Source organism: Methylobacterium sp. B1 (assembly GCF_000333255.1).
Lineage (GTDB): Bacteria > Pseudomonadota > Alphaproteobacteria > Rhizobiales > Beijerinckiaceae > Methylobacterium > Methylobacterium fujisawaense.
The window spans coordinates 1-20,298 of record NZ_BACT01000223.1; the positions used below are offsets into that span (position 1 = coordinate 1).

At 70.6% G+C, this 20,298-nt stretch carries 18 protein-coding genes, 1 tRNA gene and 2 pseudogenes; 9 read left to right on the forward strand and 12 right to left on the reverse strand.

Annotated elements, in window-relative coordinates; translation table 11 throughout:
• Positions 1 to 14: 14 nt before the first annotated feature.
• Positions 15 to 413 carry a hypothetical protein gene (locus I53_RS05855; protein ID WP_043347755.1) on the reverse strand — a complete coding sequence of 133 codons (399 nt, stop codon included), beginning with the start codon at positions 411 to 413 and terminating at the stop codon, positions 15 to 17.
• A gap of 407 nt (positions 414 to 820) precedes the next feature.
• Here I53_RS05855 and I53_RS05865 point away from each other — a divergent pair, with 407 nt between their 5' ends.
• Entirely contained in the window at positions 821 to 1,048 is a 228-nt protein-coding gene (locus I53_RS05865; RefSeq protein WP_043347760.1) for a helix-turn-helix transcriptional regulator, read from the forward strand.
• A 208-nt stretch (positions 1,049 to 1,256) separates the two neighbouring features.
• Here I53_RS05865 and I53_RS30330 read toward each other — a convergent pair whose 3' ends face one another.
• From I53_RS30330 to pdxY, 7 genes are all read right to left on the reverse strand, one after another.
• Positions 1,257 to 3,023: a site-specific integrase gene (locus I53_RS30330; RefSeq protein WP_187294310.1), complete on the reverse strand. Its 1,767-nt coding sequence runs from the start codon at positions 3,021 to 3,023 to the stop codon at positions 1,257 to 1,259.
• Positions 3,024 to 3,124: 101 nt separating this feature from the next.
• Positions 3,125 to 3,214: transfer RNA gene (locus I53_RS05875), tRNA-Ser, on the reverse strand.
• Between the two features lie 141 nt (positions 3,215 to 3,355).
• Positions 3,356 to 5,626 carry a glycogen debranching protein GlgX gene (gene glgX, locus I53_RS05880; protein ID WP_043347763.1) on the reverse strand — a complete coding sequence of 757 codons (2,271 nt, stop codon included), beginning with the start codon at positions 5,624 to 5,626 and terminating at the stop codon, positions 3,356 to 3,358.
• Between the two features lie 125 nt (positions 5,627 to 5,751).
• The gene (locus I53_RS05885; protein ID WP_043347766.1) at positions 5,752 to 6,795 is read right to left on the reverse strand and encodes an ABC transporter substrate-binding protein; all 1,044 of its coding nucleotides are present in this window, start codon (positions 6,793 to 6,795) and stop codon (positions 5,752 to 5,754) included.
• 177 nt (positions 6,796 to 6,972) lie between these two features.
• Positions 6,973 to 7,698 carry an NUDIX hydrolase gene (locus I53_RS05890; protein WP_043347767.1) on the reverse strand — a complete coding sequence of 242 codons (726 nt, stop codon included), beginning with the start codon at positions 7,696 to 7,698 and terminating at the stop codon, positions 6,973 to 6,975.
• The gene (locus tag I53_RS05895) at positions 7,691 to 8,575 is read right to left on the reverse strand and encodes a PhzF family phenazine biosynthesis protein (protein WP_043347821.1); all 885 of its coding nucleotides are present in this window, start codon (positions 8,573 to 8,575) and stop codon (positions 7,691 to 7,693) included. Before I53_RS05895 ends, I53_RS05890 begins: the two co-directional genes overlap by 8 nt.
• A 48-nt stretch (positions 8,576 to 8,623) precedes the next feature.
• A complete protein-coding gene (pdxY, locus tag I53_RS05900; RefSeq protein WP_043347770.1) occupies positions 8,624 to 9,472 on the reverse strand; it encodes a pyridoxal kinase PdxY in 849 nt (282 codons plus the stop codon).
• A gap of 136 nt (positions 9,473 to 9,608) precedes the next feature.
• Between pdxY and I53_RS05905 the strand changes: the two genes are divergently transcribed.
• The 4 genes from I53_RS05905 (at position 9,609) to I53_RS05920 (ending at position 13,545) form a co-directional block, all read left to right on the forward strand.
• Complete coding sequence (locus I53_RS05905) at positions 9,609 to 10,130, forward strand: DedA family protein (protein ID WP_043347771.1); 522 nt, start codon at positions 9,609 to 9,611, stop codon at positions 10,128 to 10,130.
• On the forward strand, positions 10,130 to 10,906 hold the full coding sequence (locus I53_RS05910) for a cobalamin-binding protein (RefSeq protein ID WP_043347774.1): 777 nt from the start codon (positions 10,130 to 10,132) through the stop codon (positions 10,904 to 10,906). Before I53_RS05905 ends, I53_RS05910 begins: the two co-directional genes overlap by 1 nt.
• 104 nt (positions 10,907 to 11,010) lie before the next feature.
• Positions 11,011 to 11,529, forward strand: a complete 519-nt coding sequence (locus I53_RS05915; protein ID WP_051044689.1) for an MmcB family DNA repair protein — start codon at positions 11,011 to 11,013, stop codon at positions 11,527 to 11,529.
• A gap of 411 nt (positions 11,530 to 11,940) precedes the next feature.
• Positions 11,941 to 13,545 carry a Na+/H+ antiporter gene (locus I53_RS05920; protein ID WP_043347777.1) on the forward strand — a complete coding sequence of 535 codons (1,605 nt, stop codon included), beginning with the start codon at positions 11,941 to 11,943 and terminating at the stop codon, positions 13,543 to 13,545.
• Between the two features lie 90 nt (positions 13,546 to 13,635).
• Here the strand turns inward: I53_RS05920 and I53_RS05925 are convergent, their stop codons facing one another.
• Both I53_RS05925 and I53_RS05930 read right to left on the reverse strand, forming a co-directional pair.
• The gene (locus I53_RS05925) at positions 13,636 to 13,914 is read right to left on the reverse strand and encodes a hypothetical protein (protein WP_051044690.1); all 279 of its coding nucleotides are present in this window, start codon (positions 13,912 to 13,914) and stop codon (positions 13,636 to 13,638) included.
• Positions 13,915 to 14,062: 148 nt separating this feature from the next.
• Entirely contained in the window at positions 14,063 to 14,512 is a 450-nt protein-coding gene (locus I53_RS05930; protein ID WP_043347779.1) for a GNAT family N-acetyltransferase, read from the reverse strand.
• Positions 14,513 to 14,702: 190 nt separating this feature from the next.
• On the opposite strand from I53_RS05930, the gene I53_RS05935 reads away from it, so the two are divergent.
• The 4 genes and pseudogenes from I53_RS05935 to I53_RS36105 all read left to right on the forward strand — a co-directional run.
• Positions 14,703 to 15,614: a glycine--tRNA ligase subunit alpha gene (locus I53_RS05935; RefSeq protein ID WP_043347781.1), complete on the forward strand. Its 912-nt coding sequence runs from the start codon at positions 14,703 to 14,705 to the stop codon at positions 15,612 to 15,614.
• Positions 15,615 to 15,682: 68 nt separating this feature from the next.
• A complete protein-coding gene (locus I53_RS05940) occupies positions 15,683 to 16,126 on the forward strand; it encodes a DUF3828 domain-containing protein (RefSeq protein WP_043347783.1) in 444 nt (147 codons plus the stop codon).
• A gap of 52 nt (positions 16,127 to 16,178) precedes the next feature.
• Positions 16,179 to 17,500 (forward strand): annotated as a pseudogene (glyS, locus tag I53_RS36100) (glycine--tRNA ligase subunit beta); the annotation flags it as partial.
• Positions 17,501 to 17,614: 114 nt separating this feature from the next.
• Positions 17,615 to 18,391, forward strand: a pseudogene (locus I53_RS36105) (glycine--tRNA ligase subunit beta); the annotation flags it as partial.
• A 181-nt stretch (positions 18,392 to 18,572) separates the two neighbouring features.
• On the opposite strand, the gene I53_RS05955 reads toward I53_RS36105, so the two are convergent.
• Positions 18,573 to 19,253, reverse strand: coding sequence for an aldolase (locus I53_RS05955; protein WP_043347786.1), 681 nt, complete (start codon positions 19,251 to 19,253; stop codon positions 18,573 to 18,575).
• Positions 19,250 to 20,257: a LacI family DNA-binding transcriptional regulator gene (locus I53_RS05960; RefSeq protein WP_043347788.1), complete on the reverse strand. Its 1,008-nt coding sequence runs from the start codon at positions 20,255 to 20,257 to the stop codon at positions 19,250 to 19,252. Before I53_RS05960 ends, I53_RS05955 begins: the two co-directional genes overlap by 4 nt.
• Positions 20,258 to 20,298: the final 41 nt, after the last annotated feature.

Consider the following 20,298-nt stretch of genomic DNA (forward strand, 5'->3'; position numbering starts at 1 on the left):
CCCCAAGAACCTGATCAGCTTGCCGACCCGGCCCACGGTCCAGGGGCGGCCATCGGCGTCCGGACAGCCATGCGCTCCAGCCCGATGACGATCTGGGGTCGGGTGCGGACGCACCTCTCCCACCACAGGTACTCCATGGGCTCGCGGTACGCCTCCAGGTCCCGTTCGGCCCATTCCTGCCGATTGATCCCCAGACGCTTGAGCAGCAGGCCGGCGGAACGCGCGCTCCAGTCCCGCCCGTTGCTGGAGGAGGTGCCCAGCCGGTTCAGCTCGGCCGCGATGGCGGCATGTCCGCGGGCTCCACGCTCCATGATCCTGCGGACGGTGGCGCGGTGCTCATAGGCCGCCCGGCGGGTGTAGTCGCGGCTTGCGAGGGCGCCCAGGTTCGGCGGGGTGGCGGTGTTCTCGGCCATGGGGGGCATCCTAGTGAGCGGTGGCGCTGCGGGCCATGCGGGCGACCTGCCACGTGGCTTTGAAGGCAGTGGACATCGCTTCGCGACGGGAGAGGCCAAGGCGTTCCTGGAGCCCGGTGGCGCCTCTGCACGCGGCTGCCATGATCGCGGCCCGATCGAAGCGGCCGGCGACCACCAGGGGGCGAGAGCGTGTGCCGAGCTGGATCAGTGCACGGGCTCCAAGAAGGCCAGCCGGGATCGAGGGGCGGGCATCGTGGCCGCTGCGGGTGATCCGGGTCCAAGAAGCCGTCCGGTGGGCCATCGTGGTCTCGCTTCTGCTTGTCTAAAAGACAAGTCTAGATAGCGGCCCGGTTGTCCTTTAGTCAAGTAGCGATTGACAAAAAGTCCAGCCGCGGTAGGGTGGCGCTATGCTTACCCCTGCGCACATCCGGGCAGCCCGCGCCCTGTTGGACATCACCCAGCCCGAGCTTGCCGCGCGTGCTGGCATGTCCAAGACGGCCCTGGTGAACATCGAGCGTGGGACATCCGTCCCGAAGCCGGCGACGCTGAGCGCGATCGAACGCGTGCTGACGGATGCGGGGATCGAGTTTCTGCCCGGAGATGCCCCGGGGGTGCGGCTTCGGAGGGCTGTGTAGGAGGCTAGGGTGACGGCCGCCTGCCCCAGCCGGCCGCCACCCCAAGCCCCCCGAGATTGCGGGGGCGGTACGGCAATCAGGCCGCCGGCCTCGCAATAGCGCTCGTCTACAAGGTCCGGCGGGGCGTGTACAGGCCTGTCAAAGCTTTCGTCAGTGCAACCGGTTGCAGAGAAGGCATTTGCCGGCCCGGGATACTGAAATGCGCCGCTCAATCTGTGACGAGATGCGACAGATCTAGCCCGGCGTAGCCGATGCGCTGCATGTGTTCGCAGAGAACGGGCGCGGTGATCCGTCCGCTTCCGTAATGCTCTTCCATCCCGCCACGGACCCACCCGCCCAACGCCGTCACCGCATCGGGCGGTACGCTGGCCTCTCGCATGGCGTCCCGGAAGGTGTGACGGAACGAATGAAAAGCGTTCCGATCCCTCTTCACGCCCGCCTCCGCGAGAAACCGCGAAAACCACTTCGAGAAGGGGCTGAAATATCCATCGGCGCCCCGCACGATGTCCGGGAACAGCCGTTCGGCGCCATCCTTGCGCATCCGCTCGACGTGCCGGGCAAAGCCGATTTGCTCAAGCGTGGGATGGACGGGCACATAGCGCTCGCCGGCCTCCGTCTTGACGCGCTTGCGGTCGGCCTCGTCAACGTCGTCGCCGTCCGCCGCGATGAAAATGCACAGGATGCCCTGGAACGGGCGCACGTCGTCGGTGCGGAGCTGCGCGATTTCGCCTTGCCGCATCCCAGTGAATAGGCTGATCAGCGGTATCCAGAACCTTCCCCGTCGCGGCCGGTTCGGTCCGGGCTTCGCATAGCCGCTCTCATCGTCCACGCAGCCGGTGTAGAGCGGCGCCTTAAAGATCTTGGTCAGCTCCGCGGCAGTGAACGGGTCGCGCCGATGGCGCTTTTTCACGCCCTTGATCGCGAGGCCCTTGCCAGGGTTCTGAACGATCCAGCCCTCGTGATGCGCGTAATTCATCAGTGCCGACAGGCCGTGAACGTAGTGGTTCACAGTGGTGGCATGCAGCCGGTCTGATGCTGGCAGGTCCAGCCCCGCGACCTCCACCAGTGTCTTTTTCGGGAACCTCTTGGCAGCGTTGGTTGGAAGCGCCTGGACGGTCGCACGGAACGTCTTGCAGTCCTCACGGCCGATCTCGCGGATGGGCCTGTCAGCGCCGAATAGCTCCGTCGCGAGGCGGAAGACCACGTCGTACGTCTGCTGTGATTTGGCAATAAGGGTGGCGCGCTGCGGCTCGGCACGGAAGGCGGCGATTGCCTGTGCGAGGGTCTTCCCGCCCGGCTCGGCACGCGGCCGGAACACCGGATCGAATGCCACATCCTGATAGTCGCCGGCCAGCCGCGCCCTGCTTCGGTGGATGTCCTCCAGCCGCCCCCTGCGCAGCAGGGCCAACAACTGCCGGAACTGCGCAGAGGCAGCGTCTTCCCGGCTCACCACGAACGGCATCGGCGATCCGGCGGAGCGGATCGGGTTGAGCTGGCGCTGGAGCAAGCGAACGTCGTTGGCTCTGAGAAGGCGGATCGCGGTTTGGTACGACGCATCGAGACCCAGGTCGTTCGGATCGTGCAACGCCGCCTCTTCCTGGCCCAGGCTGATCAGTGCTTCGTCCCGATCGAGCGGCACCGCCATCCGCGCCCGCTGCTCACCTTCGGCAGCCACGGTGCTGAACCAATCGACCGCCATTTGCTCGATCGCGGCTTCACTCAGGGATGTGAGGGCGACGCTCCCGACCGTATCGCAGCCATCAGATGCCGCCCGATCGCGGATGGCTCGGCACTGCTTGTCGAACGCATCGGCCTCATCGCGGACCCGGCGTTTCGCCTCTGCCAGATCGGCGGTGCGGAGCGACTTCCACACCTGCTCCCGCCCGAAGGCGGCTACGAGATCCCGAGGGATCTTGGCTTTGAAATACCAATTCGCGCTGCCTTTGCGCTGCGCAAGGTGCGTGTAGCGGCTCACGTCGGACATGCTCCCGGATAACACCTCGGGGTAGCAGTCGCCCAGTCGTAAACTATTGATTTCGGTGCGTTTCGTGGCGTGTCAGCCACTTAGCAAGGCGTTGGCGGAGGGAGCGGGATTCGAACCCGCGATACCGTTTCCGGTATACACACTTTCCAGGCGTGCGCCTTCAACCACTCGGCCACCCCTCCGTCCGCGAACCGGGCGCCCGGGCGCACACGCGGCGCGCCGGGCGCGGCCAGGGGCGCGCGGTGCCGTGCTGTTAGCCGGGTGCGCCGTCCGGCGCAAGGCGCAGTCGGCCGGGCGATGCGAAAACCGCCCGGCCGCGTCCCTTACCCCTCGGCCTCGTCGAGGTGGAAGCGGACATGCTCCACGTTCGCCCGCTCGAAGGCCTGCATGACGTGCTGGTAGGAGCGCTCCATGGCGTTGTCCTCCGTCCCGGGGCTGTCCTCGGGCTTCAGCACGAACATCAGGAGCGAGCGCCCGGTCACGTCGTAGCCGGAGCCGAACTTGAAGCTCTCCACGTCCTGGCTGTCGGGCAGGTTCGTATCGAGGAGCCGCGTCCAGGCCACGCCTCCCACGGATTCGGGCAGCGTGAACGTCACGAGGTCGTGATAGGCGTTGAACATGATCAGCAGCGTGGCGTCCCCGCCGCGGCGGTGCAGGCCGGTGGCCTGGGCGCGCCCGTCGAGCTGGACCGCGAAGGCGCGGGCCTCGCCGTCCGACCAGTTCTCGCCCGCCATCTCGCTCCCGTCCGGCCGCAGCCACGTCACGTCCTTGACGCCGAACTCCTCGTCGTACTGACCGGTGAGGAACCGCCCGCGGCTCAGGATCGGCAGGGCGTTGCGCAGGATGATCAGGCGCTGGGTGAACTCCGCGAGATCCCGCTCCTCGTCGCCGATCGCATCCCAGTCCAGCCAGGAGACTTCGTTGTCCTGGCAGTAGGCGTTGTTGTTGCCGTTCTGGGTCCGGGCGAACTCGTCGCCGGCGAGCAGCATCGGCGTGCCGCGGGACAGGAACAACGTCGCCAGCATGTTGCGCATCTGGCGCAGGCGCACCGCCCGGATCTCCGGGTCGTCGGTGGGGCCCTCCACCCCGTAATTGTACGAGAGGTTGTGCGAGTGGCCGTCGCGGTTGCCCTCGCCGTTCGCGTCGTTGTGCTTGTCGTTGTACGAGACCGTGTCGTGCAGGGTGAAGCCGTCATGGGCGGTGAGGAAGTTCACCGAGGCCCAGGGCTTGCGCCCGCGCTTGTTGAACTTGTCGGCCGAGCCCGCGATCCGCGCCGCCAGATCCGGCAGCAGCCCGCCATCGCCCTTCCAGTAGGCGCGGACGTCGTCGCGGAACCGGTCGTTCCACTCGGCCCAGCCGGGCGGGAAGCCGCCGACCTGGTAGCCCCCCGGGCCGCAATCCCACGGCTCAGCGATGAGCTTGACGTTGTTGAGCACCGGATCCTGGCGGCAGGTGTCGAGGAAGCCGCCGCCCTCGTCGAACCCGTAGGGCTCGCGGCCCAGGATCGTGGCGAGATCGAAGCGGAACCCGTCCACCTGCATCTCCTGCGCCCAGTAGCGCAGGGAATCAGTGACGAGCTGCAGCACCCGCGGATGCGACAGGTTGAAGGTGTTCCCGGTGCCGGTGTCGTTGATGTAGTAGCGCGGCTCGTTGGGCAGGAGCCGGTAATAGGAGGCGTTGTCGACCCCCTTGAACGACAGGGTCGGGCCCTTCTCGTTGCCCTCGGCGGTGTGGTTGTAGACCACGTCGAGGATCACCTCGAGGCCGGCGCCGTGGAAGCGCGAGACCATCTCCTTGAACTCGGAGAAGGCGAAGTCCGGCACCGCCGCGTAGCGCCGGGCGGGGGTGAAGAACGAGATCGTGTTGTAGCCCCAGTAATTCACCAGCCCCTTCTCCTGCAGGTAGTCGTCCTGCACGAAGGAATGGACCGGCAGCAGCTCCACCGAGGTGACGCCGAGGCTCTTGATGTAGTCGAGCACGTCCCGGGTCCCGAGGCCGGCATAGGTGCCGCGCAGCTTCTCCGGCACCCGCGGGTCGAGCTTGGTCATGCCCTTGACGTGGGCCTCGTACACGATGGTCTTGTCCCAGGGCACCAGCGGCTTCTGGTGCCGGCCCCAGGTGAAGGCCGGGTCGATCACCCGGGAGCGGCGGGTGTAGGGGGCGCTGTCCCGCTCGTCGAAGGTCAGGTCGTCGCCGGTCTCCATCTTGTAGCCGAACAGGGCCGGGTTCCAGGTGATCGAGCCGACGAGCCCCTTGGCGTAGGGGTCGATGAGCAGCTTGTTGGGGTTGAACCGGTGGCCAGCCTTCGGCTCGTAGGGGCCGTGGACCCGGTAGCCGTAGATCGTGCCGGGGCGGGCGTCGGGCAGGTAGCCGTGCCAGATCTCGTCCGTGTACTCGGGCAGCTCGATCCGCTCGATCTCCTGCTCGCCGGCATCGTCGAACAGGCAGAGTTCGACCTTGGTGGCGTGGGCGGAAAACAGGGCGAAGTTGACGCCGAGCCCGTCCCAGGTGGCGCCCAGGGGGTAGGGTTGGCCTTCCTGGATGCGCGTGCGGGCCGCGCGGGACTGCGATGCGGGACGACGAGTAGAGGACATGGACACTCCGGAACGCGACCCGCCCGGCCACGTGCCGCCGCGGGGAGCGTCGGGTGAACGTGCCGGAAACAGCGAAGCTCCCGCGGTGCCGCAAAAATCGCGGGCGCGTCACGACCGCGCCGCGCTCAGTTCGAGGCCGCGGCGGTGAAGCTCCGGTCCACGGCCCGCCCGACGTCCAGCGTCCTCGACAGGATCCCGTACCGCGTCGCCCGGTCCGAGGCCTCCTGGACCTCCGTCACGACACCGTCGTCGAGCGCGATCGGCCGCGTCCGCTGCGCCGTGTAGGCCGCGCGCAGGACGTCCTCCGGCAGCCTGGTCAGCGCGGCCGTGTTCCGGGCGTAGGCGTCGAGATGGTCCAGCGACCAGAGCCGCGCCCTGTCCAGGCGGCTCAGGAAGTCCTGCAGGGCGGCCCGCTTGGTGGCGATGGCGCTGTCCGAGGCGACGATGAAGGTGATGGTCGGCGTGAGGCCCGCGCCGTCCGCGATCGGCCGGGCCTTGTCCCTGAGCGTCGCGAACGAGACGTAGGGCTCCCAGACCGCCCAGGCATCCACCGAGCCGGCCATCAGCGCGACCTTGGCGTCGACCGGGTTGAGCGGCGCGAAGGTGGCCTCGGATGGCGCGATCCCGGCCTTCTCCAGCGTCGCGCTGATCAGGAACTGGCCCCAGCCGCCGCGGGTGCCGGCGAGGCGCTTCCCCTTGAGGTCGGCGGCCGAGCGGATCGGCGAATCCGCGCGGACCAGGATCGCCTGCGTCCGCGGATCCGACTTGGTGCCGCCGATCGCCTTGATCGGTGCCCCGGCCGCGACGACCGTGAGGAAGGAGAGGTCGCCGGTGTAGCCGACATCGAGGGCGCCGGCGTTGAGCGCCTCCAGGATCGGCGCGGCGGCGGGGAATTCCGACCATTCGATCCGGTAGGGCAGATCCTTCGCGGAGCCGGCGCTCTCGAGGAGTGACCGGTTCCCGCCTTTCTGGTCGCCGACCCGCAGGACGACCTCCTCCGCGCGGGCGGCCACCGCGGCCAGCGTCGTCGTGGCCAGCGTCGTCGTGGCCAGCGTCGTCGTGGCCAGCGTCGTCGTGGCCAGCGTCGTTGTGGCCAGCGTCAGTGCGGCGGCGAGCAGCGCGCCGGCGAACCTGCGGACGCCGGGACAAGCGTGAGATCCGATGAGCATGGGGCCTGCCGCGATCCGCTGCCCGCGTTGTGCGGGGCTGTTCTGTGGAAGGCCGAGCTTATGCTTGCCGCGAGGGCGGTCAATGAAACGAAAATCTGTATTGCCCGCGATTGATGCCAGAGATGACATCCGGCCGCCCCCGCGGGGAGACGAACGTCTTTCCCCGCGCCGCGCCGGTCAGCGGGCGGGCGGGAACGCGTCCGCCAGGTAGGCCCGGACGAAGCCCGGCATCCGCGCGGCATCGATGTCGTCGCGGCCCCGCACCACGTGCATCCCGGCGAGTTCCGGCTCGGCCTCGGCGCCGAGATGGTCGGCGATCCGCGCCACGAGCCGCGCGGCCGTCTCCGGAAAGCGCACCGGCCGCAGGAACGCGAGCTGGCCCTCCCCCTCCAGCAGCACCCAATCCGTTTCGGCCTCGTCCGGCAGCGCCAGGCCGGTCTCCTCGGCGAGTTCCCGGGCGGCGCTGCCGACGAGATCGACCCGCGCGCCCTGTATGTCGTCCGGATCCGGAGTGCCGCAGGGGAAGTAGAGCTGGCCGGCATTGGCCGTGCGGGCCCCCATCTCGCCGAGCAGGACGGCGCCGTCCGAGGTCCAGGGCACGATCGCCGCGAAGGCGTTGGCGATGCGGGCGTCTGCGATGCGGGCGTCGGCGTGCCGGGTGTCCCGGTAGTAGGTGAAGGTGGCGTAGCGCGTCGCGAACAGGTCCAGGCGGGCGGCCCCGTCCGCGACCGCGTGATCGCAGCACAGCAGGACGGTGCCGTCGAACATGCCGGGCGCGCGGGCGATCCGGGTCTGCCAATGCGCCGCGATGGCGTCGGCATTCTCCCGGGGGAAGGCCCAGTCGTAGGTCACGAACCGCGCCGTCACGGCGGCAAGCTGCGTGATCCGGAAGCCGTCAGACATGCAGGGTGCCGTCGGCCACGATCACCGCGGCCCCGCCGATCTCGACGCTCCGCAGGGCCCCCGCCTCGATGGTGAGCTGGAGCGCGATCTCGCTCGGCCGCCCCATCGCCTCACCCTGGCGGATCGCCACGTCGTGCGTGCCGTCGCCCAGGGCCTCGAACTGCATCAGCACCCCCGCGAAGGCGGAGGCCGCCGAGCCGGTGGCGGGATCCTCCGTGACGCCGAAATTCGGCGCGAACATGCGGACCCGCCAGCTCTGGCCGGTGCCCTCGGGGTCGGGTGTGTAGAGGTAGAGCCCGTCGTTCGGGTCGGGCGCCTGGGCCGGCCGGGCGGCGTCGAGGGCCGTCACCGAGCCCACGGGCACGCAGGTGAAGCTCGGCCCGACGCCGTGGCGGCTCGGCGCGTGCCGGCCGGTGCCGATGTCGGCGGGCTTGAGGCCGAGGAGCGGGGCCAGCAAGGCGGGCTCGGGGCCGGGACCGAGGTATTCCGGCAGGATCGGCAGCCGGAACCGCGCCCGTCCGCCGCTGCCGTCCGCCAGCGTTTCGACCACGCAGGGGACGATTCCGATCCGCTCCTCCAGGCCGAAGGCCCGGGCATCGCCCCGGGACGGATCCTGCAGCGCCAGCAGCACGGCGGTGCCCACCGTCGGGTGGCCGGCGAAGGGCAGCTCCCGGCCGGGGGTGAAGATGCGCAAGGACGCCCGGTGCCGGGCCTCCGTGGGCGGCAGGACGAACACCGTCTCCGAAAGGTTGAACTCCTGCGCGATGGCCTGCATGGCGGCGGTGTCGAGCTCCTCCGCGTCGAGCACCACGGCCAGCGGATTGCCGGCGAGCCTCTGCTCGGTGAACACGTCGAGGGTGACGAAGCGGCGCGCCATCGTGTCCATCCTTCTTGCTCTCGCCGGGCCCGGCCGAAGGGCGTGCCCTCACACCGCCTCGACCGGAAACCGCGCGCTCGGGTTCACGTATTCCTCCTGCGCGGCCACCGTCAGGATCTCCCGCGATCCTGCCTCGGCGGTGCGCTTGAGCAGCCCGTAGATCGAGGCCGCCGCCGCGCCGAGCGCCGCCTCGGCCGAGCCGGTCCGGGCATAGTGCACCAGGAACAGGGCCGCGATGCAGTCTCCCGCCCCGTTCACCGCGATGGCGAGCCGCGGGGTGCGGACCCGGAACACCCGTCCCTCCGCGCCCGCGAGCAGGTCGATGCTGTCGGCGGGCGTGTCGGCGCAGAGCGCCGAGGTGACCAGGACCACCCGCGGCCCCCGCGCCTGGAGCGCCGCGATCGCGGCTGCGGCCTCCGCCAGGGTGCGGCTCGGCAGGCCGGTGAGGAGGCCGAGTTCGAACTGGTTGGGGGTGAGGATGTCGGCGGCCGGGACCGCGCGCTCGCGCAGGAACGCCTCGATGCCGGGCCGCACGTAGACGCCCTCCTCGACGTCGCCGATCACCGGGTCGCAGCAGTAGAGCGCTTGGGGGTTCGCCGCCCGCACGGCGTCCACCGCCTCCAGGATCGCGGCGCCGATCTCGGCCGACCCCATATAGCCCGACAGCACCGCGTCGCAGGTGGAGAGCACGCCGCGCTCGCCGATGCCGCGCACCACCTCGCGGATCATCGCCGCGTCGAAGACGGGGCCGCGCCACGCGCCGTAACCGGTGTGGTTGGAGAACTGCACCGTATGCACGGGCCAGACCTCGACCCCGAGCCGCTGCATCGGAAACACCGCCGAGGCGTTGCCGACATGGCCGTAGGCGACATGGGACTGGATCGACAGGACGTTCAACGCGGGACTCGCTCGTTGTCCCGCTACGGTTAGCCGGTTCCCGCGCCGCCTGCACCCCTATCCCTTGCCGCCCTCCCCCGCGCGCCTCAGATGGGACCGACCCTCCTCCCACCCGCCGAGCCCCGTTCAGAGCCCCATGGACATCGAAGCGCTGCGCACCACGACCCTCGCCTTCGTGGAGGCGCACAAGGCCTGGACGCCGTTCATCGCCGGCGGCCTCGCCTTCTGCGAATCGATCGCGGTCCTGTCGCTGTTCGTGCCGGCGACCGTGATCCTGGTCGGCATCGGCGCCCTCGTCGGCGGCGCCGACATCCCGTTCTGGCCGGTGGTGATCGCCGCGGCGGTGGGCGCCGCGCTCGGCGACTGGATCTCCTACGAGGCCGGGCGCTGGCTCGGACCGGGGGCCAAGACCAAGTGGCCGCTGCGGCGCTACCCCGAGCTCATGGCCAAGGCCGAGGCCTTCATCGGGCGCTGGGGCATCGCCGCGGTGGCGCTGGGGCGGTTCTTCGGGCCGGCCAGGGCCCTGGTGCCGCTCTTCGCCGGCATCCTCGGCCTGGCGCGGCTGCCGTTCCAGCTGGCCAACGTCGCCTCCGCCCTGGTCTGGGCCTTCGTGCTGCTGGCCCCCGGGGCCGGGCTGCTCACGTGGTTCCATCGCTGATGCGGCGCTTCCCGCCAGAGCGGATCGTCTGCCTCACCGAGGAGACCGTCGAGACCCTGTACCTGCTGGGTGCGGAGGACCGGATCGTCGGCGTCTCGGGCTACGCGGTGCGCCCGCCCCGGGTCCGGAAGGAGAAGCCGCGCGTCTCGGCCTTCACCAGCGCGGACATCCCGAAGATCCTGGCGCTGGCGCCGGACCTCGTCCTGGCCTTCTCGGACCTCCAGGCCGGTATCGTCGCCGACCTCGCCCGGGCAGGCGTGGCGGTGCACCTGTTCAACCAGCGCGACGTGGCGGGCTGCCTTGCCATGGTCCGCACCCTCGGCGCCCTCGTCGGTCTGCCGGAACGGGCCGAGGCTTTGGCGGCCGGCTTCGAGGCGCGGCTGGCGGAGGCCGCCGCGGCGGTGCGGGACCGGCCGACCCTGCGCGTCTACTTCGAGGAATGGGACGCGCCGATGATCTCCGGCATCGGCTGGGTCTCGGATCTGATCGGCCTCGCGGGCGGCCGGGACGTGTTCCCGGCCTTGAGCCGGCAGCCGGCCGCGCAGGACCGGATCGTCACGCCCGAACAGGTGATCGAAGCCGCGCCCGACGTGATCCTCGCCTCGTGTGCGCAAAAGCGGGTCAATGTCGACCGCATCCGGTCCCGACCCGGCTGGCGGGCGATCCCGGCCGTGCGCGACGGGCGCATCCACGAGATCAAGTCGCCGCTGATCCTGCAGCCTGGCCCGGCCGCGCTCACCGACGGGTTCGACGCGATCCGGGCCTGCCTCGGATGACCGCCTTGGATGATTGCCCCGGGGCGATGCCGCGCCGCAGGTGACGGACGGCGCCGGGATTGGCAGGATGTCCCGATTCGGCACAGGCGCATTCCCCGAGATTGATGTCCGCTTCCATCGGCATTTCCGATTCGGCTTCTCCGCCCCCGGCGGCTGAGGCGCTCCTGCCGCCCGACCGGCGGCAATCGCCGACGGCGCTGCGCATCCAGCGCGGCGTGCGGCGGCTGTTCTCCGAGATGGGCTGCGTCACCCTGCCGGAATTCTCCCTCGTCAACGGCCGCCGCGCCGACGTGATCGCCCTGTGCGGCGCCGGGAAGCTCACCATCGTGGAGATCAAGTCGAGCGTGGCGGATTTCCGCGCCGACCGGAAATGGCCGGATTACCGCGACTTCTGCGACCGGTTCTTCTTCGCGATCCCCGAGGACGTGCCCGAATCCCTGATCCCGGAGGAATGCGGCCTGATCGTCGCGGATGCCTACGGGGCCGGAATCCTGCGTGCGGCGCCCGAGCACCCGCTGAGCGGCGCCCGGCGCAAGGCCGTGACGCTCCGCTTCGCCCACAGCGCCGCGCGCATCCTCCACGCGCTCGCCGATCCGGGCGCGGTGCGGGAGGGGGCGCTGTAGGATACGGCCGGCGGCCGGATTCGCGCCGACGCGACGGACCGCCCGGGACGGCTGAACGACGCTGGACCCATCCGTCGCGTCGGCGGTGGCCGAGAAGCTTTCGGCGACGAGAGCGGCGGCTGTCTCGCCGAACGTGGTCGAGGCGCGGACACGGATGCGTTCGATCGCGTCATGAACTGCAGGGCGGCCTCCCACCGGCTCCCGAGGATCGCGTGAGCGATCCGCCATCTGCGGGAAGGACATCCACGCTGGATTGGCAGGCCGCGCAGGGCGGCTGATCGCGCAGACGACCGATTGGCGATGGACGGCGGGGTTCGGTCTGGTACGTCTGCACTGGTATTCCACCGACGATTGAAATCTGCGTAGAACGGCCGCGCTTCCCGCCGATCCAGCGCCGAGCCCGATTCATCGATGACCTCCGTCGCCCTGTTCGAGCTGATCCTCGGCCTCCTCGGCGCGGCCCTGCTGCTGTCGCTGGCGGCCGGGCGCCTGGGCTTCCCGCCGGCCGCGGCCCTGGTCATCGGCGGCATGGCGCTGGCGGTGGTGCCGGGTCTGCCAGCCTTCACGCTCGACCCGGACCTGATCATGGTCCTGTTCCTGCCGCCGCTCCTGCTCGAATCCGCCTACTTCACCGTCTGGCGCGACTTCCGGGCGAGCCTCGGCCCGATCCTGTCGCTCTCGCTCGGGGCGGTCCTGTTCACGACCCTGATCGTCGGGCTCGTCGCCCACGCGGTGGTGCCGGCCCTGCCCTGGGCCGCCTGTTTCGCCCTGGGCGCCATCGTCTCGCCGCCGGACGCGGTCGCCGCCAAGGCGGTGCTGGCCCGGGTCGCCCTGCCCCGCCGGATGATCACGGTCCTGGAGGGCGAGAGCCTCGTCAACGACGCCTCGGGCCTCGTGCTCTACCGCTTCGCCGTGGCGGCCGCGCTGACGGGGAGCTTCAGCGCCTGGGCGGCGGCCGGCAGCTTCGCGTGGCTCGCGGTGGCGGGCGTCGCGGTCGGGCTCGCCTGCGGGCTGGCGGTGAACGCCGGGATGCGGCGGCTGCACGACGCCAACGCCATCACGGTGCTGAGCTTCCTCGCCGCCTACGTCGCCTACCTCGCGGCCGAGGAGGTCCACGCCTCCGGCGTCCTCGCGGTTGTGGCCTGCGGCCTGATGATGGGCGGCCGGGAGCACGAGACCTTCGACGCCCATGCCCGCCGTCATTCCGTGGCGGTGTGGGCATTCGTGGTGTTCGTGCTGGAGGCCCTGGTCTTCGTGCTGATCGGCCTGGCGCTGCGCGGCGTGCTGGCCCGGACCGGCGGCGAGTACGGCTCGCTCTCGGCGGGGCTGCCCCTGGCGCTCGCCGTCACCGCCACCTGCGTCGTCGCCCGCCTGCTCTGGGTGTTTCCCGCCGTCTACCTGCGGCGGCTCCTGTCGCCGTGGTTGCGCGCGCGGGAACCCTCCCCGAACCCGGCCGTGCCGCTGATCGTGGGATGGGCCGGGATGCGCGGGGTCGTGACCCTCGCGGCGGCCCTGGCGCTGCCGGTGGATTTCCCCGGCCGCGACGCCATCCTGGTCGCGGCCTTCGTGGTGATCCTGTTCACCGTGCTGGTACAGGGCACGACCCTGGGGCCGCTGATCCGCCGGCTCCGCCTCGATCCCGTGGCGCACCTGCCCGACGGCCATCTCGACGCGCCCATGGCCCGCGTCGTCGTCAACGAGGCGGGACTCGCCGCCCTGGAGGGATTGGTGTTCCCCGAGACCGGGGCGCTGCAGCACCCGCGCCTCGTGGAGGAGTATCGTCGCCGGGTCCGGGCCTCTTCGCGGGACCGGGACGAGCGGACGGCGCTCGAAGCCGAGAAGAACGAGCACTTCGCCGCCGCGCTGCTCGCCGTGCGGTCAGGCCGGTCGGCGCTGATCGACCTGCACCGGCAGAACCGGGTCCACAGCTCCGTGCTGCGTCAGCTGGAAACGGAGATCGATCTGGAAGAGCTCCATCTCAAGCGTCTGGCCGGGACCGCGCCGGCCCATGGCTAGACCACTCTCCGCCGAAGTCGGATCCCGTTCGGCGTCGGAGAGCGCGTCGAACCAGGGGTCTGGAGCCGCGCCCGGCCGGGGTACGGCTCCTCAATGGGCGGCGCAGCCGTCCGCCGGCTGGCCGTAGCCGCTGTAGACGACCCGCACCTTGCGCAGGCAGGTCCCCTCGGACTTCGGCGCCACCGCCACGGGCGCGACGTCCACCGGCTCGACCCGCAGGGTCGCGGCCACCGGCTGGTCCTCGGAGGTGGCGAGCGCGCGGCTGGCGCTCATCACGACGGGCGTCGCGGCCAGCGACGAGATGGCGAGCGCGGCGAAGACGGCGATGTTCTTGCGGCCGAAGGTGTTGCGGGTGCGAGCATTGAACATGACGAGTGGTCCGTCGTATTGCGTTCGGCAGCGCTGAGGTGCCGAGATCCCCTGTTGCAGCGATAACTTGGCCGTTGGCTTGGCGGTTCCCGGTATTGCCCAAAAACCGCCACGCTTGCGTGTCCCGCCGCACCTGGGGCGCGGGCCCTCAAAGGATCTTGCGGTACTGCACGAAGCCGGATTTCTCGGCGATCCGGTCGTAGAGCTGCATCGCGTCGGTGTTGGTCTCGTGCGTCAGCCAGTGGACGCGGGAGCAGCCGGCGGCTTTCGCGGCCTCGCAGACGTGCTCGATCAGCCGCCGCCCGATCCCGAGACCCCGGGCGCCGTCCGCCACGAACAGGTCCTGGAGGTAGCAGTAATCCCCGACCGTCCAGGCCGAGCGGTGGCGGATGTGGTGGACGAGGCCGATCGCCTCCGTGCCGCGCCACGCCAGGGCTCCGTCGACCGGCTCGGCCGGGTCGTTGAGGCGCCGCCAGGTCGTCTCCGTGACGGCGTCCGACAGGTCGACCTTGTAGAAAACCTGGTAGCCCCGCCAGAGCGGCAGCCAAGCATCCCGGTCGCCGGCGCCGATCCGGCGGATCGCGAGGCTGCTGTCCATGATTCTCTCCGCTGGTCCGGACGGATCGGACCTCATCCGGCCCGGACAGGCAACCCGGGCCGCCGGCGCCGAAGACCCGTCACCCGATCGCCTTCACCCGACACCCTGCGCCTTGCACCCCTGCCCGCCCGCACCTAAACCGGCCCGCCAGCGGCCCGAGCCGCCGCGCGAGCCCGAGCCTCCGACACCCATGTCCCAAAAGAAATCCTTCCAGGGTCTGATCCTGACGCTTCAGGAATTCTGGGCGGCGCAGGGCTGCGTGATCCTCCAGCCCTACGACATGGAGGTCGGCGCCGGCACCTTCCATCCGGCCACGACCCTGCGGGCGCTCGGCCCGAAACCCTGGAAGGCGGCCTATGTCCAGCCGTCGCGCCGGCCCAAGGACGGCCGCTACGGCGAGAACCCCAACCGGCTCCAGCACTATTACCAGTTCCAGGTGATCCTGAAGCCGAACCCGCCGAACCTGCAGGAGCTTTACCTCGCCTCGCTCGCGGCCATCGGCGTCGACCTCAAGCTCCACGACATCCGCTTCGTCGAGGACGATTGGGAGAGCCCGACGCTCGGCGCCTGGGGCCTGGGCTGGGAATGCTGGTGCGACGGGATGGAGGTCAGCCAGTTCACCTATTTCCAGCAGGTCGCGGGCTTCGAGTGCGCGCCGGTGGCGGGCGAGCTGACCTATGGGCTGGAGCGGCTCGCCATGTACGTCCAGGGCGTCGAGAACGTTTACGACCTCGACTTCAACGGCGCCGAGGGTGCGGACCGGATCACCTACGGGGACGTGTTCCTGCAGGCCGAGCAGGAATATTCCCGCCACAATTTCGAGTCCGCCGACACGACGATGCTGTTCCGCCAGTTCACCGACGCGGAGGCGGCCTGCCGGTCCTACCTCGCGGCGGGCGCGCCCGCCGCGGAGGGCGAGCGCCACCGGATGGCGCAGCCGGCCTACGACCAGTGCATCAAGGCCAGCCACGTCTTCAACCTCCTCGACGCGCGCGGCGTGATCTCGGTGACGGAGCGCCAGAGCTACATCCTGCGGGTGCGGGAACTCGCCAAGGCCTGCGGGGCCGCGTGGCTGAAGACCGCGGCCGGCGGAGCCCCTTGAGCCTTCGCGCGTTGCAACCCCCGCCAACCGGCGCGCTCCGGCGCGTCCGCAGACGCGGGAACCTCGTGATGAAGAAGACGATCCTCGCCCTCAGCCTCCTCGGATTCGGCCTCGCCCCCGCGCTGGCGGCCGATCCCGGGCCTGAGGCCACAGTCAAGAAGCTCTACGCCGAGCCGCACCCGAATCACTCCTCCGTGTATTCGAAGCGCCTGCAGGGCCTGTTCGACGCCGACGCGAAGCAGGCCAACGGTGCCACCGGCAACCTCGACTTCGACTATCGCCTGAACGGCGAGCCCCTGAAGCCCGACACGGTGAAGAACCTGACCTTCAAGGAGGCCACCGAGGGCAAGGACCAAGCGAAGGTCACGGTGGAGCGCAAGGGCGGCGACGGATCGAAGGCGATCGTCTACGACCTCGTGCGCGAGGATGGCGGCTGGAAGGTCTCCGACGCCCACGCGATCGGCGACCGCAAGTGGCAGCTCACGACCATCCTCAAGGGCGAGGCGCGCTGAGCCTGGGCCGTCGACCCTCGACAGGGGTGCGGCGCGGCGATATGGCCGCGCCATGCCCGACCTCCTGCTCGAACTCCGCTCGGAAGAGATCCCCGCCCGCATGCAGCGGCGCGCGGCGGAGGATCTGAAAAAGCTCGTCACCGACGCCCTGGTGGCGCGCGGTTTCCTGTACGAGGGCGCCAAGGCGTTCTCGACGCCGCGCCGGCTGGCGCTGCACATCGCCGGCCTCCCCGCCCGGGGCGAGGCCGTGCGCGAGGAGCGCCGCGGCCCGCGGGTCGGCGCCCCCGAGGCGGCCGTCCAGGGCTTCCTGAAGGGCGCGGGACTGACGAGCCTCGATCAGGCCACGACCGTCACCGATCCCAAGAAGGGCGAATTCTACCTCGCGGTGATCGAGCGGCCCGGCCGCGAGACGCTGGACGTCCTGGCCGAGCTCCTGCCCGAAATCGTCAAGAACTTCCCCTGGCCGAAATCCATGCGCTGGGGCGCGGCCTCGGCGGAGCCGGGGTCCCTCCGCTGGGTGCGCCCGCTGCAATCGATCGTCGCGACCTTCGGGCCGGAGAACGAGAGCCCCGAGGTCGTGCCGTTCGCGGTCGGCGGGATCGCGGCCGGCACGGTGACCTACGGCCACCGCTTCCTCGCCCCGGAGGCGATCGAGGTGCGCCGGTTCGACGACTACATCCAGGCCCTGGAGCGGGCGAAGGTCATCCTCGACGCCGACCGGCGCAAGGACGTGATCCTGCACGATGCCCGCGACCTCGCCTTCGCCCGCGGCCTCGACCTCGTCGAGGACGAGGGGCTGCTGGAGGAGGTGTCGGGCCTCGTGGAATGGCCGGTGGTGCTGATGGGCTCCTTCGACGAGGCCTTCCTCGACATCCCCGCCGAGGCGATCCGGGCGACCATCCGGGCGAACCAGAAGTGCTTCGTCCTGCGCAAGGGCGGGTCGGAGGACCTGGCGCCGGCCTTTATCCTGGTCTCGAACCTCGTCGCCAGCGACGGCGGCCGGGCGATCACAGCCGGCAACGAGCGGGTGGTCCGGGCGCGCCTGTCGGACGCGAAGTTTTTCTGGGAGACCGACAAGGCGATCCGCTTGGAGGATCGGCTGCCGAAGCTCGACAGCATCGTCTTCCACGAGAAGCTCGGCACGCAGGGCGAGCGGATCGCCCGCATCGCCGCGCTGGCGAAGGACCTCGCGACTCTGGTCGGGGCCGATCCGGCGCTCGCCGAGCGCGCCGCCCGTCTCGCCAAGGCCGACCTCGTCACCGAGATGGTCGGCGAGTTCCCCGAGCTCCAGGGCCTGATGGGCCGCAAATACGCGGCGCTCCAGGGCGAGCACGACAGCGTCTGCGCGGCCATCGAGGAGCTTTAAAGCCGCTCGGCCCCTCCGACCGGGTGCCGAACAATCCGTTCTCCTTCGGGGGGGCCTCGCCGACAAGCTCAACACCTGGTGGGTTCTGGGCCATCAACAAAAGCCCCCGGGGAACAGGGACCGGCCCCTCCGACCGGGTGCCGAGCGATCCGGTCTCCATCGCGGTGGCGCTCGCCGACAAGCTCGACACGCTGGTGGGGTTCTGGGCGATCGACGAGAAGCCCACGGGGAGCAAGGACCCGTTCGCCCTGCGCCGGGCGGCTCTGGGCGTGATCCGGCTGATCCTCGACCGCGGCTTGCGCCTGCGCCTTCTCGAGCAGGTCGGCGCGGCGGATCGCGGCCTCGCCGGGCGGGCCGGTGCGGATGCCGGGGATCTCCTCGGCTTCTTCGCGGACCGCCTCAAGGTCTACCTCCGCGACCAGGGCGCCCGCCACGACCTGATCGACGCCGTCTTCGCCCTGCCCGGCCAGGACGACCTGCTGATGGTCGTGCGCCGCGTCGAGGCGCTCGGACAGTTCCTCGACACCGAGGACGGGAAGAACCTGTTGGCCGGCTACAAGCGCGCGGCCAACATCCTGCGCATCGAGGAGAAGAAGGACGGCCGCGCCTACGATGCCGCGCCCGACGCCGCCCTCGCCGCCGCGGGCGAGCCGGCCGAGCGGGCACTGGCCGAGGCGCTGGCGAAGGCCCGGGAGACCGCCTCGGCGGCGGTCGCCCGCGAGGATTTCGCCGGGGCCATGCAGGCGCTCTCCACGCTCCGCGCGCCGGTGGACGCCTTCTTCCAGGACGTCACCGTCAACGCGCCCGATCCGAAGCTCCGCGAGAACCGCTTGGCTCTGCTCAACGCCCTGCGCGCCGCGACGCGGGAGGTGGCGGAGTTCGCGAAGATCGAGGGGTGAGGCGGAGCCTTCCCCGCGGACAATCGCCATCTGAACGGAGCGCGGGTCCCCTCGCCCGTGCGGGAGAGGGACAGGGTGAGGGGTGCGACCTCACCGGAAAGACCCGATCCCTCACCCCGACCCTCTCCCGCATGGGAGAGTGGGCGCGTTGCGCCTTCGCACAGACCGCTGAGGGCCCCCCTCACCCGTGATCGTGCCCGGCATGGTCCTCCGGCTCCGGCAGGGTCAGGCCGAAATGGCTCACCAGATCGGCCACCTGCCCGGGGCTCAGCTGCCGCGGGTTGAGGTTGCGGAGCAGCAGGTAGAGCTTGGCGGTCTCCTCCAGCTCCTCGGTGGCGAAGACCGCGCCCTCCAGGCTGTCCCCGGCCACCACCGGGCCGTGATTGGCGAGCAGCACCGAACTGTACCGGCCGGCGAGCCCCCGAATCGCGTCCGCGACCGCCGGGTCGCCGGGTCGGTAATAGGGCACCAGCGCCGTGCCGCCGGTGCGCATCAGGTAATAGGGCGTCAAAGGCGGCAGAACCTGACGCGGGTCAATCTCCGGCAGCATCGAGACCGCCACCGCGTGGGTGGAGTGCAGGTGGACGATCGCCTTCGCTTCGCTGCGGCTCTCGTAGAGCGCGCTGTGCAGCGGGATCTCCTTGGTGGGCTTGTCGCCCGAGACGAGGCGCCCCTGCTGGTCCAGCCGGGAGATCCGCGCCGGGTCGAGGAAGCCGAGGGACGCGTTGGTCGGCGTCACCAGCCAGCCGCCGTCGGGCAGGCGCAGCGAGATGTTGCCGGACGAGCCCGGCGTCAGGCCGCGCTCGAACAGCGAGCGGCCGTAGCGGCAGATGTCTTCGCGCAGCCGGCTCTCGTCGCTCATGCGGTCGCTCCCTCGATCAGCTCGAACCCGAGATCGATTTTCTTTGGACTCTGATCGGTCAGGCAGGCGGCGGCCCGCCGGCCGATCTCCAGGCGCGGCGTGCGCACCGTCGAGAGGGGCTGGGGCATCGCCGCCGCGAAGTCGAGCCCGTTGAAGCCGAACAGCGCGATCCGTCCCGGGACCGCGAGCCCCGCCGCCAGGCAGGCGAAGTAGCCGCCGAGCGCCATGTCGTCGTTGGAGAAGTAGACGGCATCGAGATCCGGGTGGCGCGCCAGCAGCGCCTCCAGCCCCGCCCGCCCCGAGGCCGGCGAGGACGGCCCCGACCGGATCTCCTGGGCCTGGAGCGCCAGCCCGGCCTCCGCCAGGGCTTCCTCGAACCCGGCCAGCCGCTTGCCCGCCCGCACGTCTATGCGCAAGTCGTGGCCGAGATAGGCGATGCGGCGGTAGCCCCGCGCGACGAGGTGGCGGGCGCTCGCCGCCCCCACGGCCCGGTTGGAGAAGCCGACCACCGTGTCGATCCCGTCGCCATCCGTGTCGATCATCTCGACGACGCGCACGCCCCCGGCCCTGGCGAGGGCCACCGTCCCGGGATTGTGCTCCAGCCCGGTGAGCAGCAGCGCCGCCGGCCGCCACGACAGGAGCGCGGCGGCCAGCGCCTCCTCCCGGTCCGGATCGTACTCGCTCACCCCGATCACGCAGGGGATGCCCTCGGCATCGAGCGCCGATGTCAGGCCGCGCAGCAGGTCGGGGAAGACCACGTTGGCGAGCGACGGGATGACGACGCCCACGAGCCGCGCGCTCGCGCCCTGGCCGGCGAGGCTGCCGGCGAGGCGGTTCGGCACGTAGCCGAGCCGGGCCACTGCCTCCGCCACCCGCGCGCCGGCGCGCTTGGAATAGGAGCCGTGGTTGCGCAGGACCCGCGAGACCGTGCTCTCGCCGACCCCGGCCTCACGGGCCACGTCGGTGAGCGTCACGAGCCGCCCCGGCGGCTGGAATTCGTCCATGGCCCCGCTTCTCCCGGCGCGGTCTCTGATGACGTCCGTCG

Bases quoted from the DNA above. Each gene is read 5' to 3' on its own strand.
- I53_RS05855 (WP_043347755.1), bottom strand. From the start codon at position 413: ATGGCCGAGAACACCGCCACCCCGCCGAACCTGGGCGCCCTCGCAAGC.
- I53_RS05865 (WP_043347760.1), top strand. From the start codon at position 821: ATGCTTACCCCTGCGCACATCCGGGCAGCCCGCGCCCTGTTGGACATC.
- glgX (WP_043347763.1), bottom strand. From the start codon at position 5,626: ATGTCCTCTACTCGTCGTCCCGCATCGCAGTCCCGCGCGGCCCGCACG.
- I53_RS05885 (WP_043347766.1), bottom strand. From the start codon at position 6,795: ATGCTCATCGGATCTCACGCTTGTCCCGGCGTCCGCAGGTTCGCCGGC.
- I53_RS05890 (WP_043347767.1), bottom strand. From the start codon at position 7,698: ATGTCTGACGGCTTCCGGATCACGCAGCTTGCCGCCGTGACGGCGCGG.
- I53_RS05895 (WP_043347821.1), bottom strand. From the start codon at position 8,575: ATGGCGCGCCGCTTCGTCACCCTCGACGTGTTCACCGAGCAGAGGCTC.
- I53_RS05905 (WP_043347771.1), top strand. From the start codon at position 9,609: ATGGACATCGAAGCGCTGCGCACCACGACCCTCGCCTTCGTGGAGGCG.
- I53_RS05910 (WP_043347774.1), top strand. From the start codon at position 10,130: ATGCGGCGCTTCCCGCCAGAGCGGATCGTCTGCCTCACCGAGGAGACC.
- I53_RS05915 (WP_051044689.1), top strand. From the start codon at position 11,011: ATGTCCGCTTCCATCGGCATTTCCGATTCGGCTTCTCCGCCCCCGGCG.
- I53_RS05920 (WP_043347777.1), top strand. From the start codon at position 11,941: ATGACCTCCGTCGCCCTGTTCGAGCTGATCCTCGGCCTCCTCGGCGCG.
- I53_RS05925 (WP_051044690.1), bottom strand. From the start codon at position 13,914: ATGTTCAATGCTCGCACCCGCAACACCTTCGGCCGCAAGAACATCGCC.
- I53_RS05930 (WP_043347779.1), bottom strand. From the start codon at position 14,512: ATGGACAGCAGCCTCGCGATCCGCCGGATCGGCGCCGGCGACCGGGAT.
- I53_RS05935 (WP_043347781.1), top strand. From the start codon at position 14,703: ATGTCCCAAAAGAAATCCTTCCAGGGTCTGATCCTGACGCTTCAGGAA.
- I53_RS05940 (WP_043347783.1), top strand. From the start codon at position 15,683: ATGAAGAAGACGATCCTCGCCCTCAGCCTCCTCGGATTCGGCCTCGCC.
- I53_RS05955 (WP_043347786.1), bottom strand. From the start codon at position 19,253: ATGAGCGACGAGAGCCGGCTGCGCGAAGACATCTGCCGCTACGGCCGC.
- I53_RS05960 (WP_043347788.1), bottom strand. From the start codon at position 20,257: ATGGACGAATTCCAGCCGCCGGGGCGGCTCGTGACGCTCACCGACGTG.